The sequence below is a fragment of the Streptomyces sp. NPDC001717 genome (assembly GCF_042892775.1).
Lineage (GTDB): Bacteria > Actinomycetota > Actinomycetes > Streptomycetales > Streptomycetaceae > Streptomyces.
In genome coordinates, this window is record NZ_JBIAUK010000003.1 from 385,544 (window position 1) to 402,561 (window position 17,018).

Annotated in this window: 14 protein-coding genes; 8 read left to right on the forward strand and 6 right to left on the reverse strand. The window is 72.1% G+C overall.

Annotated features, from left to right (window positions below; genetic code table 11):
• Window positions 1-35 precede the first annotated feature (35 nt).
• From stsB to ACFYZL_RS09135, 4 genes are read left to right on the forward strand one after another with little or no spacing between them, the layout of a single operon-like run.
• Complete coding sequence (gene stsB / locus ACFYZL_RS09120; RefSeq protein WP_388677407.1) at window positions 36-1,529, forward strand: StsB family radical SAM/SPASM domain sactipeptide maturase; 1,494 nt, start codon at window positions 36-38, stop codon at window positions 1,527-1,529.
• Window positions 1,510-1,803 carry a PqqD family protein gene (locus ACFYZL_RS09125; protein WP_388677410.1) on the forward strand — a complete coding sequence of 98 codons (294 nt, stop codon included), beginning with the start codon at window positions 1,510-1,512 and terminating at the stop codon, window positions 1,801-1,803. The genes stsB and ACFYZL_RS09125 overlap by 20 nt, the downstream gene beginning before the upstream one ends.
• A complete protein-coding gene (locus ACFYZL_RS09130; protein ID WP_388677413.1) occupies window positions 1,800-3,266 on the forward strand; it encodes an NAD(P)/FAD-dependent oxidoreductase in 1,467 nt (488 codons plus the stop codon). Before ACFYZL_RS09125 ends, ACFYZL_RS09130 begins: the two co-directional genes overlap by 4 nt.
• Window positions 3,256-5,106, forward strand: a complete 1,851-nt coding sequence (locus ACFYZL_RS09135; protein ID WP_384744348.1) for a S9 family peptidase — start codon at window positions 3,256-3,258, stop codon at window positions 5,104-5,106. Before ACFYZL_RS09130 ends, ACFYZL_RS09135 begins: the two co-directional genes overlap by 11 nt.
• Window positions 5,107-5,128: 22 nt before the next feature.
• On the opposite strand, the gene ACFYZL_RS09140 is transcribed toward ACFYZL_RS09135, so the two are convergent.
• From ACFYZL_RS09140 to ACFYZL_RS09165, 6 genes are all read right to left on the reverse strand, one after another.
• Window positions 5,129-6,436 (reverse strand): helix-turn-helix domain-containing protein, encoded by a 1,308-nt coding sequence (locus tag ACFYZL_RS09140; RefSeq protein WP_384744350.1) that lies wholly within the window; start codon window positions 6,434-6,436, stop codon window positions 5,129-5,131.
• 81 nt (window positions 6,437-6,517) lie between these two features.
• Entirely contained in the window at window positions 6,518-7,156 is a 639-nt protein-coding gene (locus tag ACFYZL_RS09145) for a GAF domain-containing protein (RefSeq protein ID WP_384744351.1), read from the reverse strand.
• A complete protein-coding gene (locus ACFYZL_RS09150; RefSeq protein ID WP_384744352.1) occupies window positions 7,153-8,022 on the reverse strand; it encodes a S8 family serine peptidase in 870 nt (289 codons plus the stop codon). Before ACFYZL_RS09150 ends, ACFYZL_RS09145 begins: the two co-directional genes overlap by 4 nt.
• On the reverse strand, window positions 8,013-10,949 hold the full coding sequence (locus ACFYZL_RS09155) for an AAA family ATPase (protein ID WP_388677419.1): 2,937 nt from the start codon (window positions 10,947-10,949) through the stop codon (window positions 8,013-8,015). The genes ACFYZL_RS09150 and ACFYZL_RS09155 overlap by 10 nt, the downstream gene beginning before the upstream one ends.
• 53 nt (window positions 10,950-11,002) lie before the next feature.
• On the reverse strand, window positions 11,003-11,452 hold the full coding sequence (locus tag ACFYZL_RS09160) for an aroma-sacti cluster domain-containing protein (protein ID WP_384744355.1): 450 nt from the start codon (window positions 11,450-11,452) through the stop codon (window positions 11,003-11,005).
• A 13-nt stretch (window positions 11,453-11,465) separates the two neighbouring features.
• Window positions 11,466-12,305 carry a hypothetical protein gene (locus ACFYZL_RS09165; protein WP_388677422.1) on the reverse strand — a complete coding sequence of 280 codons (840 nt, stop codon included), beginning with the start codon at window positions 12,303-12,305 and terminating at the stop codon, window positions 11,466-11,468.
• Between the two features lie 302 nt (window positions 12,306-12,607).
• Here ACFYZL_RS09165 and ACFYZL_RS09170 point away from each other — a divergent pair, with 302 nt between their 5' ends.
• From ACFYZL_RS09170 to ACFYZL_RS09185, 4 genes are read left to right on the forward strand one after another with little or no spacing between them, the layout of a single operon-like run.
• A complete protein-coding gene (locus ACFYZL_RS09170) occupies window positions 12,608-13,549 on the forward strand; it encodes an ABC transporter ATP-binding protein (protein WP_388677425.1) in 942 nt (313 codons plus the stop codon).
• A gap of 4 nt (window positions 13,550-13,553) precedes the next feature.
• Complete coding sequence (locus ACFYZL_RS09175) at window positions 13,554-14,363, forward strand: ABC transporter permease (RefSeq protein ID WP_384744360.1); 810 nt, start codon at window positions 13,554-13,556, stop codon at window positions 14,361-14,363.
• A gap of 20 nt (window positions 14,364-14,383) precedes the next feature.
• Window positions 14,384-15,559: a YcaO-like family protein gene (locus ACFYZL_RS09180; protein ID WP_384744361.1), complete on the forward strand. Its 1,176-nt coding sequence runs from the start codon at window positions 14,384-14,386 to the stop codon at window positions 15,557-15,559.
• Window positions 15,559-16,893, forward strand: a complete 1,335-nt coding sequence (locus tag ACFYZL_RS09185; protein ID WP_384744362.1) for a TfuA-like protein — start codon at window positions 15,559-15,561, stop codon at window positions 16,891-16,893. Before ACFYZL_RS09180 ends, ACFYZL_RS09185 begins: the two co-directional genes overlap by 1 nt.
• The last annotated feature ends 125 nt before the right edge of the window (window positions 16,894-17,018 follow it).

The following is a 17,018-nucleotide window of genomic DNA, read 5'->3' on the forward strand; positions in this document are numbered from 1 at the left end:
GGGCCGCGCCTGTGCCGGTTCAGAGAGGAGGCGGGATGCGAGGGAAACTGGTCCGGAACCTGGCGCTTTTCGACGTGCCGACGGATCTGACCTACTTCGTGAACGAAGACGACCACCTCGTGGTCAACCCGGAGGCGGCCGCCCGGTGCGTCCTGAACGGGCGTGAATTCCGGGTGCTCCAAGCCCTGTCCGCCGCGCAGGCCCGCGGGGAGCAGGCGACGCTGGAGCCGAACGACGAGACGGAGCGCGCTCTCGCCAAACTCATCCTGAACTGGATCGTCTACTTCAACGGCAACAAGCCGCAGATCAAGCTCGGTGAACCGCCCCTGAGCTTCGCGTACTACGCCATCACCGACGGCTGCAACCTCCGCTGCCCGTACTGCTACGCCTCGTCCGAGAAGTGCCTTCCGGGTGAGCTCGACACCGCCGAATCGATGGACCTGGTCTCGCAGATCGCCGGGCTCGGCACCCAGGTCATCGTCTTCACGGGCGGCGAACCGATGCTCCGCAAGGACCTCTTCCAGGTCGTCGAGCACGCCAACAACAGCGGTATGAAGGCCAACATCATCACCAACGCCACGATGATCCGGGACGAGGCGACGGCGAAACGCTTCGCCGAGCTGTTCAACGTGGTCACGATCAGCCTCGACGGCGGCACGGCCGAGACCCACGACCGCACCCGCGGCAAGGGCTCCTTCGCCAGGACCCGCAAGGCGATCGAGCTGCTCAACGCCGAGGGCGTGGCCCCGGCCATCAACCACATCGTCACCTCGGACAAGGTCGACGAGCTGGAGGACTTCGCCTCCTTCCTCGACGGCATCGAGATCCACAGCGTCCGCCTGATGAACCACAACGACCTCGGCCGGGGCGCCGACGACGCCGACGGCTTCGGCTGGGCCGACCACCTGAGGGTGCAGCAGCTCGTCTGGACCTCGCCGGTCGCCGGCAAGTTCAGGCCGGACGGGCCGCGGCCCGTCAGCCCGTGCTCGGTCAAGGGCAACTGCGGGATGGGCGGCAACGAGATCTACGTCAACTCCCTCGGCGACGTCTACCCGTGCAAGCTCACCACCGGCAAGGGCGAGTACGCGGGCAACATCCGCAAGCAGCCGCTCTCCGAGATCTTCGACAGTCCGGTCCTCACCACGATGCGCCGGAGCACCGTGTTCGGCGGCGAGTTCCACGCGGACTGCGAGAAGTGCTACATCAAGGCCAACTGCGGCGGCGGCTGCCGGGCCGCGCACATGTCGGAATCCGGCGACCTGCGGCGCAACAGCCGCAACCTGTGCCGGATCCTGCGGCACGGCGTCACCACGCAACTGTGGCAGGAGACCGGGGTGACCCGCGAACAACTGGCCCGCAACGACATCGAGATGACGGTCCCCCGCCTGGTCTCCACCGGCGAGGTGCACGCGGTCCACGAACAGTGGAAGACCTACGTCCCCACGCCCCGCCCCGCCATCACGGTCGGCGAACTCATTCCCATCATGCCGGTGAACAGGAGGCTGGGCGATGTCCCTGCACATCAGTGACGCGGTCATCTGGCAGGAGACCGCGGACGGGGTCTCGCTCTACCACACGGAGTCCGGCGAGTTCCGCACGCTGAACGCGACCGCCGCACAGATCTGGGTGCTCGTGGAGGACGACTGCGACCGCGAAGAGGTCGGCGAGAAGCTGTCCCTCGTCTTCGCCGGGAACAACGCCGTCATGACGGCCCGGATCCGCGCGGAGGTCGACGCCTTCATCACCTCCATGGTCGAGGCCGAACTGATCCTGGAGACGGACCGGCCCGTCGCGCGGACATGACCAAGGCGGTCGTCCTCGGCGGAGGCTTCGCGGGCGTGCTGACGGCCGAGGTGCTCTCGCGTCACGTCGACGAGGTCACCGTGATCGAAGGCGGCCGGTACCCGCGGGGCCCGGGGGTACGGACGGGCGTGCCGCAGGCGCACCACAGCCACGTGCTCGTCACGGCCGGCGCCGAGGCCCTGGGAACCCTGCTCCCGGGAACCCTGGAGGAGCTCCGGGACCGGGGCGCGCACCGGCGCGGGCTGCCGGACGGCGCGCTGATCCTGAGCGCGGACGGCTGGTTCCGGCGGCACGAGACCGGTGCCCACCTGGTCTCGTGCAGCCGGTGGCTCATGGACCACGTCATCCGGCAGCGGGTGCTGGCCGGCGGCGCGGTCGAAGTACGCGAGGGCGCCCGGGTCCTCGGGCTCGTCGGAGACGCCTCGCACGTGACGGGTGTCGTGGTCGCGGGCGAGGGCGGCGCCGCCGAGCGCGTCGACGCCGACATCGTCGTGGACGCCACGGGCCGGCGCTCGCGGGCGGACCGGTGGCTGGCCGCGATCGGCGGGCCCGGCGTCGAGGAAGAGGTGGTCGACCCGGGGCTCGCCTACTCCACCCGGATCTACCGGGCGCCGGCCGGGCTCGCCGCCGGGATCCCGGCGGTCATGCTGCACCCGAGTGCGGAGGGCGGCGGGCCGGCCCACGGCGCGACGCTGTTCCCCATCGAGGACGGCCGCTGGATCGTCACGCTGACCGGCACCCGCGAGGCGACGCCGCCGACCGACGAGCGGGGGTTCGCCGACTGCGTCCGCGCGCTGCGCTCCCCGGTCGTGGCGGAACTGCTGGCGGCGGCCGAACCCCTCGGCGGGGTGCGGCCGTTCCGCGCCACCGCGAACCGCAGACGCTTCTACGAACGACGGCCGCGGACCGAGGGCTTCCTGGTCGTCGGCGACGCGCTGACGGCCGTGAACCCCGTCCACTCGCACGGGATGTCCATCGCGCTGCTCAGCGCCCTGAGGCTGGACCGGGCATGGGCCGAGCACGGTGCGAAGCCCTCCGGGCTGCCCGCGCTCCAGGCCGCCGTCGCGGAAGTGGCGGACACCTCGTGGCGGATGGCGACCGAGCAGGACCGCATGCGGGCCGCCGCTGCCGCCGGCCCTGCCGCTGCTTCCGCCCCTGCCGCTGCTCCCGCCCCTGCCGACCCCACCGCACCTGCCGCGTCCGCCGCCGGGCGGCAGATGCGGGCCAGGATGGCCCGGGCCCTGCTGACCAGTCCGGCGCTGATGAGCCGCCTCTTCCGCGCCCAGACGCTGGTCCCCGCACAGGGCGCCGAGGAGCCGACCTCCCACCCGCAGCGGCCCACCCACCCGAACCCGCCGCTCGACACCGACGAGGCGGTCGCGCAGTTCCCCGTGCTTTCCGAGTGGTGGTTCTCGGAGCGCCCAAGCCGGCAAGCCACCTGGGAAGAGACCCGTGACGACTGAAGCCGTACCCCTGATCCCGCACTCCGTCCTGTTCGGCAACCCCTCCCGCCTCGTGCCCGAGATCTCCCCGGACGGGACCCGCCTCCTCTACCTGGCGCCGGACGAAGGCGTGCTGAACGTATGGGTGGCGCCGGTGGACCGGCCGGAGGAGGCGGTGGTCGTCACGCGCGACCGGGGCCGCGGCATCCGCACGTACGGTCTCTGCCACGACGACCGCACCCTGTTCTACCTGCGCGACGAGAACGGCGACGAGAGTTGGCGGGTGCACCTCGTCGACCTCGTGACCGGCGAGGAGCGCTGTGCGACCCCGTTCGACGGGGTGCAGGCACGCGTACTGGCGCACAACCGGTGGCACCCGACGACCATGCTGATCGGGCTGAACAAGGACCGGCCCGGCCTGCACGACGTCTACGGCCTGGACCTGGTGACGGGCGGGCTCACCAAGATCGCGGAGAACCCCGGCTACCTGAGCTGGATCATCGACACCGACCTCAAGGTCCGCGGCGGCACGAGGATGAGGCCCGACGGCGGCACGGCAGTCTTCCTGGACCCACCGGACGGGCCGGACGGTACCGCACCGCCCTGGCTCGACGTGCCCTACGAGGACGCCATGGGCACCCGCGTCATCGGATTCGCGCGCGACGGCGCCACCTGCCTTCTGCTGTCCTCCATCGGGGCCAACACCTGCCGTCTGTTCGAGGTCGACGTCGCGACCGGGGAGCGGACCCTGCTCGCGCAGGACCCGGTGTACGACGTCAAGCAGGTCGAGACGGACCCGCTGACCCGCAGGCCCCAGGCGGTGCTGTTCGCCAAGGACCGTGACGAACGGGTCTTCCTCGACGAGGAGTTCGGCAAGGACATCGGCCGGATCCGCGGCGAGCTCGCGCTGCTGGACATCGACGGCGAGATCTACGTCGACCGCACCGACCGCTCCGGACGGCTGTGGACCGTCTCGGTCGTGACCGGCGCCGGCCCCGTCCTCTACTACGTGTACGACCGGGAGGCCGGACACCTGCGCCGGCTCTTCAGCCACCAGCCGGAACTGGAGGGGTACCGGCTGTCCAGGATGGAGCCCTTCGAGTTCACCGCGCGCGACGGGGTCACCGTGCACGGCTACGTGACCTGGCCGCCCGGCGCCGAGCGCCGCGGCCTGCCCGCGGTGCTGAACGTGCACGGCGGACCCTGGGCCCGGCACACCTTCGCCTTCGACGAGGAGGCCCAGCTGCTGGCCAACCGCGGATACGCCTGCGTCCAGGTCAACTTCCGCGGCTCGACCGGCTACGGCAAGCACTTCCGCAACCTGGGCGCCAAACAGTGGGGCGCCGCGATGCAGACCGATCTGCTCGACGCGCTCGACCACCTCGTGGCGGAGGGCGGGATCGACCCCGCCCGGGTCGCGATCATGGGCTGCTCGTACGGCGGCTACGCCGCGCTCGCCGGCGCGGCCTTCACCCCCGACGTGTTCACCTGCGCCATAACCCAGTGCGGTCCGTCGAACCTGCTGACCATGCTGGCGGCCGGCGCGCCCACGCGCACTCCGCTGCAGGCCTTCATGCACGCCCACGTCGGTGATCCGGAGACCGAGCGCGACATGCTGTGGGAGCGCTCGCCCCTGTCACGGGTCGACGACATCCGCATCCCCGTCCTGGTGGTCCAGGGCGCGAACGACATACGGGTACCGCGGGCCGAGGCCGAGCAGATCGTCGCGGCGCTCGCCGAGAAGGGGCTCGCGCACGAGTACCTGCTGTTCCCCGACGAAGGGCACGGCCTGGCCAGGCCCGCCAACCGCCAGGCCTACTACACCGCGGTCGAACGGTTCCTCGCCGCCCACCTGGGATGACGCACCCGTGCCGGCCCGGCCGTCACCTCCGGGCCAAGGCCGCCCGCAGGAGGTCGGGCAGGCGCAGGCGCGTCTCCGCCTCCTCGTGGGAAGCCCGGACGAAGCCGCAGCCCATCAGCGTGCCCAGATCCTCCACCACCCGGTTGAGCGGTCTGCGCAACGCCTCGGCGGCCTCGGAGACCGTGGGCGCCGCGTCGAAGGCGACGAGTTCCCGCAGGACCGTGCGCAGCGCGGGGTCCAGCCGGTCGACACCGGCCAGGACCAGGCCCCCGATCGTCTCCGGGCCGGTCGTCCTCAAAGCGGCGCCGGACCGCGTCGCCGCCGGCAGGTCGAGCAGGTGCGCGTCGGGCAGGTCCGCGAGCTGCCGCAGGCTCAGCACCCGGGAGCCGGCGGCCGCCGCCTCCAGCGCGGCCGGCAGCCCGTCGAGCCTCCGGCACAGCCGTACCACCGCCTCCGCCTCGGCGCGGCCCAGCGCGAACCCCGGCCGCACCTCCGAGAGCCGGTCCACCAGCAGCCGTACGGAGGGCACCCCGGCGAGGACGTCCAACGACCGGGACGCCTCCCAGTCCGGCCCCGGCACGGCCAGCGGCGGCACCACCGTCCCCTGGACGCCCGTGACCTGCCACGGCGTCCGGGAGGTGCTGACCACGCGCAGCCCCGGACAGTAGGCCAGCAGATCCCGCACGCCGACGACCGGGCCGCCCGCGTCGGCGACCCCGTCCAGCACGAGCAGCACCTCGCTGCGGCCGATGAGCCGGCACACCGCGGAAACGTCCCCCGCCCGCGATTCGACGAGCAGGCGGAGCGCCTTCAGCAGCGAACCGGGCGCCGTGCCGTGGCCGTCGACCTCCATCGGGCCGGAACCGATCCACAGCACGGGCCAGCCGCGTCGCGCGCTCAGCCGGACCGCGACCTCCGTCGCCACCCTCGACTTGCCCACCCCCGGAAGCCCGGACATGGAGATCATGCGGCGGTGGTCCGAGGCCAGCGCCCCCACCATCGCCCGTACCTCGACGTCCCGGCCGAGCAGGGCGTTCACGGACCGGGGCACCGACGGCCACGGATCCGTCCCGGCCGGACCGGGCCGCCCGCTGCCCAGGCCCGCGTTGACGAACAACTCCCTGGACAGCCCCTCCAGCCGCAGGGCGTCCGCGAGCAGGCGGACGGTCTGCATCCGCGCGTTCACCCTCCCCGACTCCAGGGCCCGGATCGTGCGCGGACTGATCGTCGACAGGTCGGCGAGCGTCCGCTGGGTCAGCCCGGCCTGCACGCGCTTGTGGCGCAGCAGTTCGGGAAACGACGGCGCTTCGACCTCGGCTGTGGGGACCATGCGCGGGAGCGTAGGCGGGCCCCGTTCCGCAAGCGTCTCCGCCGCGTCGCCGGGACGTCTGCGATCCGTCTCCGGCGGCCGTCAGACCGGCTTCGGGGCGGGGTGGGACCGCCGGTCCAACAGGTCCAGCGAGATGCCCAGCAGCGACAGGGCCAGCGGATCGGAGGAGTCCAGCACCGCGTGCTCCGACAGCCGGGCCATCAGATCGCCCATGCGGGGCACCGCGCTCGCGGCCTGCTCGCTGCGCCGCAGCAGGGCGAGGCTGAGCGCGGCCTGCGTCGCGAGCAGACCCAGCAGTTCGATGTCGTCGAGTTCCCGGCCGGCGGAGCCCGTGTCGTGGACGTGCCGGTCCAACACCTCGATCACGCCGATGCATTCCCCGTCCGCGATGAGCGGAGCGGCCATGATGCTCGCGGGCACGTACCCGGTGGAGGCCGCCGCGTCGCCGGCGAACTGCTCGGTCCCGGCCACGTTGTCGGTGATCAGCGGCTGCCCGCTGGCCGCGACCCAGCCGGCGATGCCGGTTCCGGGCTCGAAGCGCCTGCCGACCAGGCCCTCCTCGCCCTCGCCGGCCACCGCCGCGAAGATCAGCTCGCCGGTGTCGGGACTCACCATGAAGACCGAGGACGCGGCGGCCCCGTAGATGTACCGGGCCACCGCCACCACGGACTGCAGCAGTTGGCGCTCGGTGGCCATGAGCTCGTGCGACCAGGGTTTCATTCTCGGCCTCCTTGGACCGGTATGTTCGCGGCGCAGTGATAGAGGACGCTCTTGAGCTGGAACGGAGTGAGCCACGGATGCTTGCTCAGGATGAGCGCGGCGATCCCGGCCATGTGCGGTGCGGCGAAGCTGTTGCCGGTGCCCCGCACGGTTCCGCCGCCGCGGCCCGCGACCGGGACGCGCACCCCCCGGGCCCGGAACTCGACCGGCGGAGCGGGGTTGTAGTAGAAGCGCATGCCGTCCGGCTCGGCATGGCTGGCGACCGAGATCACCGAGGAGAAGTTCCACGGGAAGCTCTCGATGGGCAGGTTGTGCGCCGCCGCCACCACGGTCGTACGGCGGAAGTAGGCACGGTCGCACAGTTCGGTCAGCCGGTCGCGGAACTCGACCCGGGTCGTCGACAGGCTCATGCTGATCACGTCGAACCCCTCCTCGATCGCGAACGCGAGCCCGGAGATCAGCGCCGCGGCGCTGCCGGACCTCCCGTCGCCGAGGACCTTCAGCGAGCTGAGCGAGACCCGGGGGGCGATGCCGCGGATGATCCCCGCGCACGCCGTCCCGTGGCCGGCCGCGTCGACGGGCTCGCACTCCTCGACGCGCGGCGACCGGCCCTCGACCGTCACCACCTGCCACGCCCGGTCGACGGAGCCGACCAGCGGGTGCGTCGGGTCGACACCGCTGTCGAGCACGCAGACCCGTACGCCCGCGCCGTCCGCGCCCTCCCAGGCCCAGCGCGCGTCGACCCCCTCGAACAGGGCCGTCGGCACGGGCTCCCCGGGATCGCCGTCGGGCGACATGCTCCACGCGGGCATCCCCAGCAGGTGCGGCATCCGTTCGCGCCGCCAGGGGACGTCGTTCACATCCATTCGCGCACCGCCTCCAGAGGCTTCGTCGCACCGACGGCGAGGTAGCTGTCGGCGGCCAGCCCGGCCAGGACCCCGGCCTCGGACGTCTCGCCCAGACACCGGTGGGCCCGAGCCAGGTCGAAGCAGACCTCGCCCCGCAGACAGGGGTCGTCGATGTCCTTCAGCAAGGTCGACACCTCGCCCCGCGCCGGGTCGGCGCGGCCTTCCCCGGCGGCGGCCAGCACCGCGGCCGACAGGCACAGGATCCGCCCCCGGACGTCCATCTCCTCGCGCCGCTCCAGGAGCCGGGAGATCCGCTCCGCGGACTCCTCGACCCGGCCGCACCGGGCGAGCTCACGGGCCGCCTGCACCCGCATGGTCAGCGCGACCGGTACGTAGCCGGCCTGTTCGAGGGCGTCGGCCGCGCGGCGGAACCGTTCCTCGGCCTCCTCGTGCCCGCCCTCGAGCGAAGCGGCCAGCCCGGCGACCTGGTCGACCAGGACCCGACCCATGGTCAAGCGGAGCTGTTCGACGACGGATCCGGCGTCGGCCAGGGCCGAGCGGGCACCCGACCGGTCCCCGGTCAGGGCCAGGCAGCGGGCGCGGGCGGCCAGCGCGGGCAACGCCAGGAACCGGTCGGCGGCGAACCGTTCGATGAGCTCCGCGCAGCCCGACAGCTTATCCGTCATCGGCGTCGGCGACCACTGCCGGATCTCGCACAGCGCGACGAGCAGCCGGTCCTCCTCGTACGCGTCACCGATCAGCCGGGCGTGCCCGAGCGCCGCGCACGCCGCTTCCTCGGCCGCGCCGAACCGGCCCTGGTCCAGGTGGAGCAGCATCCGCACCTGCTCGAACCGGCACCAGGCGAACCGGTCGGGCTCACCGTCGGCCAGCGCGGCCCGCAGCCTGCCGAGGTCGTCCGCGGTGACCCGGCCCAGCCGCGCCGCCAGCAGGTACCGCTGGACCATGCAGGGCAACTGGCCCTCGCCGTCCGGGCCCTGCCGGGCGCCGTCCGCGGCCACGTCCAGCGCCCGCCGGGTGTCGCCGGAGAGCATCAGGGCGTCGCTGAGCCGGATCGCCGCGACCGACCGGCACCCGTCGGGCCCGTTCGGCGCCAGCATCAGCGCCCGCTCCAGCAGCCCGATCGCGGTCGGCACGTCACGTTGCCTGAGCGCCACCGTGCCCTCGCCCAGCAGCGCCTCGGCCGCCTGCCGGGCGAGCTCCGGCAGCTCCGTGTCGTCCGGGCGCAGCCCCCCGAGCAGTCGGGTCGCCGCCTCCAGGTGGAAGCCCGGGTTGAAACCCCGCTCGGCCAGGCGCCGGTGCCAGGTGATGCGCTGCTCCTTCTCCAGCCGGCCGTAGGCGACCTCGTGCACGGGCTGCTGCACGAAGCGGTATCCGCCCTCCTCCGCCGTCGCGTGGAACAGCCGGTGGCCCGCCAGGGCGTTCACGTTCGCCGCCGGCACCTCCTCGCCCAGCAGCGCGAGCTGCTCCAGCGTGAACGCCGGGCCGATCACGGAGGCCGCGCCCAGCAGCCGCCGGGCGGGCGCGGGCAGCCGGTCGATCATCGCGCCCACCATGGCCGTGATCGTCGGGGGTACCTCGTCGAGGGTCCTGCCGTCGCGCAGCCAGTCCATCATCAGGCGGATGTACAGCGGGTTGCCCGCACTGTAGAGCGCGACCCGGTCGACCAGGTCCAGGTCGTGGAGCTCCACCTCGTCGCCGTGGCTCCGACCGGCCAACGACATGGCGAGGCGCGCGCTGTCGATCGGGACCAGCGCGCCCACGTCGATCACCGCGTCCTGCGGGAACCAGGGGCCGTCCGGTCCCGCGAGCTCCGGCCTGGACACGCAGACCATCAGCAGCGGGACGTCCTGGAGGCCCTCCCTCAGCTCACCGATGAGCCGGAGCAGCGACTGCCCCGCCCAGGCGAGGTTGTCCCACACCACGACCAGCGGCCGGGAGGCGGAGGCGGTGAGCAGTTCGCGCGCGGCCCAGGACACCTCCTCCACCCCAGGGCCGGGGACCGACTCGTCGAGGCGGGAGAGCGAGGCGTCGCGCAGGCTCGTCAGCACCCCGGCGATGCGTGCGTCGGCCCGCAGCAGATCCGCGCCGGCCGGCGCCTGCCGGGTCAGCGCGTCCAGCACCTCGACGAGCGCCGCGTAGTTCCCGTTCGTCCCGTACGAGGGGCAGCTGCCGAAGACGGCGATGGGCCCGGCCCCCGCCGCCACGAGGTCGTCGACGGCCTCCTTGACCAGGCGGGTCTTGCCGATGCCCGGCGGCCCGAGGACGGTGACCAGTTCCGGCCGCCGTTCCCGGGCGACCCGGTGGTAGGCCTGGCGCAGCCGGTGGCGTTCGGCCCTGCGGTCCACCATGGGCGAGCCGTCACCGCCCCGGTCGTCGTCGGCCTCACCGGTCACCACCAGCACGGGCACCGGCTCGGACTTGCCCTTCAGCATCACCGGCAGCACCGGAGCCATGATGAAGTGCGGGCGCGCCAGATGCGCCACGGTCTCGTTGACGACGATCTCCCCGGCGACCGCCACCGACTGCAGGCGCGCGGCGAGGTTGACCACGTCGCCGACGACCCGGATTCCGGCCCGTGGCGAGCGCGTCACCAGGGCCTCGCCGGCCGCGATCCCGCAGTGGATCTCGACCGGCGCCGCGTCGGCGGCCGGGGTGCGCAGTTCGCGGACGGCGGTGCGGATGTGCGTGGCGGCCCGCAGTGCGCGCAGGGCGTCGTCCTCCTGGGAGGTGTCCGCGCCGAAGACCGCCATGACGGCGTCGCCGATGAACTTCTCGACCACCCCGCCGTGTTCCTCGACCGCGACCGAGCAGATTTCGTAGTACTCCTCCAACAGCCGTTGCAGGGGCTCCGGATCGACCCGCTCGGCGAGCCGGGTCCATCCGACGAGGTCGAGGAAGAGGACGACCACCAGTCTGCGGCTCACGCGCGGTCCTTCCTCCGGGGGTTTCGGTCGTGGTACGGACAAGTGGCGCGCGGTCAGAGCAGCTTGAGGTTGTGGGCCCACACCTCGGCGTCCGGCCCGGCTTCCGCCTCGTTCAGCCGGTGCTGCACGGACACGACGACGGCGGTCTCCTCCTCGGTCAGGCGTGCCAGCACGTCGCGCTGGGCGATGCTCAGCTGGTCGACGGGAAGTCCCGCTTCGCGCAGGGCGGTCAAGGGGTCGAACACGTCACTCACCTCTTTCACGGGGCCGCACGGCGGCGGCCAGATACCGACCGGCAGGATCCGGTGGACGTAGCAGTAGGCCACCAGTTCCGCCCTGTTCCTGCAGTTGAACCGGTCGAGGAGAACGCTGATCTCCTCGCCCACCGTGTGTCTGCTCAGGCCCAGAGCACGGGCCACGCGGTCGGTCGTATGACCCTGAGCGACCATGGCCACGAGCACCAGGCCCCGAGTGGAGATCTCGGGGCCCCGTAACGACGTCATCAACGCGAGCTCCTCACGACGCACTCCGTACGAACAACTCACGGACCATGACGGCGGCCATGAACGAGACGCCGTGCCAGCGCGCCTTGCGTTCGAACCAGAGCCAGTCGCCGTCCGGGTTTGCCTCCAGGAACACCGGTTCCCCGGTGTCCGGAACGAGCAGGTCGAACGCCCCGTAGCGCAGGTCCCACGCGGCGCAGAGGGTGCGCACCGCGTCGGCCGCGCGCGGCGGACACTCGACCCGTGTCACCGTGACACTGTCGGGATCCGTCACCGGGCTCGACGGATCGGGCTTGCGGACCTCGAAGGCGCAGATCCCGCCGTCGAGGTGGTAGACGCGCAGCTCACGGGTGTGAGCCACGTACTCCTGGACGACGACGGGACGTCCGTCGCCCGCCGCGCGTGCCACCGCCTCGCGGCCGACCACCGCGGGCTGGCACTGCGGCCAGTTGGCCCGGTCCGGCTCGAACAGCCGGAAGTCCGGTGTCTTGACCAGCAGGGTCGGGGCCGTCACCGCGCGCGCCGCCGCCGCGACGTCGTTGGTGATCACCGTCCGGGGCGTCCGCACGCCCAGACCGCGGGCCTGGGCCAGCTGGCCGGGACCGACCACCGTGCCGCCGGGCAGGGCTGCGGACGCCGTCGACGCCACCTGACGGAGGAACCCCGACCACGACTCCGCCTGCAACGGGGTCACCGAGCCCGCCGGCCGCGCCTGCGCCAGCAGTGCGCAGGCCGAGGCGTGGCGCACCCACACCACCGCCGGTCTGACCCGGCGCCCCGCGATGTCCAGCAGGCCGGTGTCCACGTCCAGCGCCATGGGCGTCGAGAAGAGTTCGTCCGGCCGGATCAGCACCGTCGGAGTCCCCAACGGTCCCGTCAAGGCATTGCGGACGATCTCCAATTCGGGGCCGCCCGCACAATTCACGAGAACCACGACGGGTTTTCCGTCGTGGTCTTCGGTATTTCCCGAACGGCTCATGCAGCGAATGCTAGCAACGGGACTTCGAACGGGGCGGAAGTACAGAGGCAGTTCGAAGGCAGCTTGGGCAGCTGCCGCTTCCCCAGTGGCCAACAGGCGTAACGTCCACCCGCAGCGACTCGATCGGCATTCCTGATTCCTGATGAATCATCAAGCGCATTGTGGAAGGAGGGATCGTGGCGAATCACGTGGTGAACGCCGAAGAACTGACCAAGCGCTACCGCGGAAAAGAGACGCCGGCGGTCGACGGTATTTCATTCGACATCGCCAGAGGCGAGACCATCGGACTGCTGGGACCCAATGGTGCCGGCAAGACGACCCTGATGAAGATGATCTGCGGCGTCACCCCTCCCACCACCGGGAAGATCCGGGTGTTCGGCGCGGACCCCGCCCGTGACCCGGTCGCCGCCAAGACCGGCATCGGCGCGATGCACCAGTCCGCCCCGTACGACGAGATGCTGTCGGCACTCGACAACCTGCTGATCGCCACCCGCTTCAAGGGCCTGTCCTGGCGGACCACCCGGCCCTGGGCGCTGGAGGTGGCCGAGTACCTCGGTCTGAAGGACGCCCTGTCACAGCTCGTCTTCCAGTTGTCCGGCGGTCAGCGTCAGCGCCTGCAACTCGTCCGGGCGCTCCTGACCATCCCCGAACTCCTGATCCTCGACGAGCCGTCGGCCGGCCTCGACGTCGCCGGCCGACACCAGATCGAGCGGTTCGTGCGCTGGCTCCGCGAGGAGAACGGCATGACCGTCATCTGGACCAGCCACATCATCGAGGAGCTGGAGCGCAACGCCCAGCGCGTCCTCGTCATCAACAAGGGCAAGGTGGTCCGCTTCGCCCAACCGAGCGAGCTGCTGCGGGAGTTCGGCGGTGCCCACCTGCGGGTGAAGGTGGACGACGCGGTCGCGGCCAAGGTCGTCAAGGAGTGGGCGGACACCGCCGGACTCGTCGCGAGCATCCAGGACACCGAGGTGCGCATCGAGAACGCACAGGTCCGCGACGTGCTGCCGCAGCTGTCACGGCACTGCCACGACGCCAAAGTCGCGATCTCGGACATCTCCACCGTCACCGACTCGTTGGAGCAGGTCTTCCTGCGCATGACCGGGAACGGGGGCTGACACCGTGGCCGAGCTGGACTTCAAGACGAAGGCGCCGGTCGGAACGGGCAAACCGGCCGACTTCACCGCCGTGTTCTACCGCGAGTACGCGCTCCTCGCCCGCAACAGGGTCAACCTCATCCTCGGCCTGACCCCCATGCTCGTGTACCTGCTGCTGGTCAACACCTCCCTCGGCAACGTCGTCGGCACCATCGTCTACCGGGGCGAGACCCTGCCGTTCTCGGTCTTCCTCCTCCCGATGGTGCTCGCGATGTCCGTGGTCAGCGCCTCCGGGACGACCGGCATGGCGATGTTCCAGGAGGAGATGAGCGGCGTGTCGACGCAGCTGTGGAGCTGGCCGCTGCGCAGGTCCCGCTTCCTGGCCGGCAAGCTCCTCGCCGGTGTGACGCTCGTCCTGGCGCAGAGCCTGCTGGCCATGGCCGTCGCCGCGCTCATCTTCGACTACCCGTTCCGGGCGTCCCACTGGATCTGGCTGCTGCTCGCGCTGGTCCTGGCATCGGTGGCCTTCAACGGGCTCTACCTCGCGGCGGCCGTCCTCATCAAGGACTACCGCACCTTCATGGTGCTCACCAGCATCTCGGTGCCCGTCCTCGTCTTCGCCGCGCCCTCGCTGTCCACCTCGCAGCAGCTCCCCACCGTGCTCCGGTGGATCTCGACGGTGAACCCGGTGTCGTACGCGGTCACCGGGATGCGCGACGCCGCGATCTTCGGCCTGGAGAAGGCCTGGCCCTCCCTGCTGGTCCTGGCCGTCGTCGCCCTCGTCGCCAACTTCGTCGCCGGCCGCGCGCTGCTGCGGCGCACCCGGAACCTCTGACCCCCAGGGAGTCCCTCACCGTGCAGACCGAAGACCAGCCCCTGTCCTGGCTCGCCTCGCCCCAGGACCGCTCCGTGCTCCGCCTGCCGGGGACGAACAGGGCCAGGCCCCCGGAGGCCACCTGGGAGATGGTGAGCCGGGCGGCGGCGAAGGTGGGCGTCACCCGGGTCGCCGACATCACCCGGCTCGACACCATCGGCATCCCGACCTTCCAGGCCGTGCGCCCCCTGTCCAGGACCCTCGCCGTCTCCCAGGGCAAGGGGATGACCCCCGAGCTGGCGAAACTGTCCGCGGTCATGGAGTCGGTCGAGACCTGGCACGTGGAACAGCCCGTCACCCCCGTCATGACGGCCACCCCCCGGGACCTCGGTCCGGAACTGGGGTACGACGTCGGCGCCCTGGCCCCCGGCGTACCGAGCCTCCTGCACGACGGGCTCCCGCTGGACTGGGTGGAGGCCAGGTCACTGGTCGACGGTGCGCGGACGTTCGTCCCCGCGAACCTCGCCCGGCTGTCGCTGGAGGAGAAGACCGACTGGAACCCGCCGGTGTTCTTCGAGTCGACGAACGGGCTGGCCGGCGGCAACACCCTGGTGGAGGCCACCCTCCACGCCCTCTGCGAGATCATCGAGCGGGACGCGATGACCGCGGCCGTCAAACGGGGCGGCGAGATGGGCGTGCGCGTCGACCCGCGGACCGCCGGGTCGGCGGTGGCCGACGACATGTGCACGCTGATCGAGAAGGCCGACGTCACCCTCGAAGTGCGGTTCGTGCCCTCGCCCACCGGCCTGCCGTGCTTCCTGGCCTGGGTCGCCTGCCACGACTACCCGGCTCCGATGTTCGGGTTCGGATGCCACCTCAGCACGGAGATCGCACTCACCCGGGCCGTCTCCGAGGCGGCTCAGGCCAGACTCGCGTACATCGCGGGGGCGCGGGACGACCTCCGCGACGACTTCGGCCAGGCGGACGTCGGCCGCCTGAAGGAGGCGCGGTCCGCCCCGGCGGCCGACATCGCCGGCCTGGTGCCGCGGCCCGCCCGGCACGACAGCCTCGTCGGAGACCTCGCGCACGTGGTCCGGCGGGCGGCCGACGCCTTTTCCCACCCGCCCGTCGTGGTCGACCTGACACGGGACGAGATCGGAGTCCCCGTCGTCAAGGTCGTCGCACCGGGGAGCCGCGTATGTCCGGAGGTGTTGTAGTGAGCACGCCCAAGGTGGTCGTCTACGCGGGGCCCACGCTTTCCGCGGCCGACGTCCGGGCCGTCCTCCCGGACGCCGAGGTCCGGCCGCCCGCCGGCCGCGGCGATCTCCTGGCGGACCGGTGGCAGCCGGGGGACGTCGCCGTCGTCATCGACGGCTACTTCCGGGAACGGCGGTCCGTCGGCCACAAGGAGATCCTCCAGCTGCTCACCGAAGGCGTGGACGTCGTCGGCGCGGCGAGCATGGGGGCGCTGCGCGCCGCGGAACTGGCCCCGTGCGGCATGCGGGGCCTCGGCACCGTCTACGGGATGTACGCCTCGGGCGAGATCGACGGCGACGACGAGGTCGGCGTCCTGCACGGCCCCGCCGAAATGGGGTACCCCGCACAGACCGTGGCCCTGGTGAACCTGCGCCACGGCTGCAAGGAGGGCGCCGAACAGGATCTGGTCCCGGCGGAGGCCGGGCGGCGGATCGTGGCGGCGGCAGCGGCCATGCCCTTCACCCACCGGGGCTGGAAGGACATCGAGCGGGCCCTGGACGAGCCCGACCACGAGGCCCTGCGGACGCTGGAGGAGATGATCGGGTCCGGTGTCTGGGACCTCAAACGGCTCGACGCGACGGCGGCCCTCCGGGCGGTCGCGGACCGTCCCGCGGCGGCACCCGCCGCCTCCGCCCCCGAGGTCCCCTTCACCGGGATCAGCCGCACCCAGGCCCTGGTCCGGGGAACCCGTCGGGAGCACGCCCCGGGCCGGTGGATGTCGGACCTCGACGTCCTGAACGCGGCCCGGCTGTTCGACGCGGACTACCCCGCGTTGCACGAGGACGTCCTGACCGGCCTGCTGCGGGAGTTCGCCGCCGACCGGGGCATGACCCTGGAGCAGTACGGGACGGCCAAGCTGGGGCTCGACGACCGCTCCCCGCTGCCGCCGTCCCTCGCCCCCTGGCTCACGGAGGCGGAGGCTGCCGACGGGGCCGTCGCCTCGGACCGCGCCCGGCTCCTCATGGTGCGGGTGTGGCCGGTGTGGCAGTCGGCCGACTGGAGACCGGCGGTCCTGGAGCGGCTGCGCGCAGCCGAACACTGGGACGAGTGGTGCGCCCTCGTCGTCCGCGCCGACGAGGCCGCGCAGGAGGCCGGCCCCCGGCTCGCCGTCCCACCGCCCGTGATGTGCGCGAACCTCTTCATGCGCCACTGGCAGGGCAGCGGCACCTCACCGGTGGCCGAAATGGCCAGACGCGGCTTCACGGGCCCCGAGGAACTCGGCGGCGCGGTCAAGAGGTTCTTCGCCTACGACATCCGCCGCGCCCGCGAACGCCGCGACACCCCCGCCGGGTGAGTCCGGCCACCGGGGCGGAAGAGGGAGACCGCCGCCCTCTTCGCCCCGGCCCGTGAACGGCTCGGCGGGTGGCCGAGGGCGCCCGAGACAGTCCGAAAAAGCCTTGGACTGCGCGGGCGCCCTTG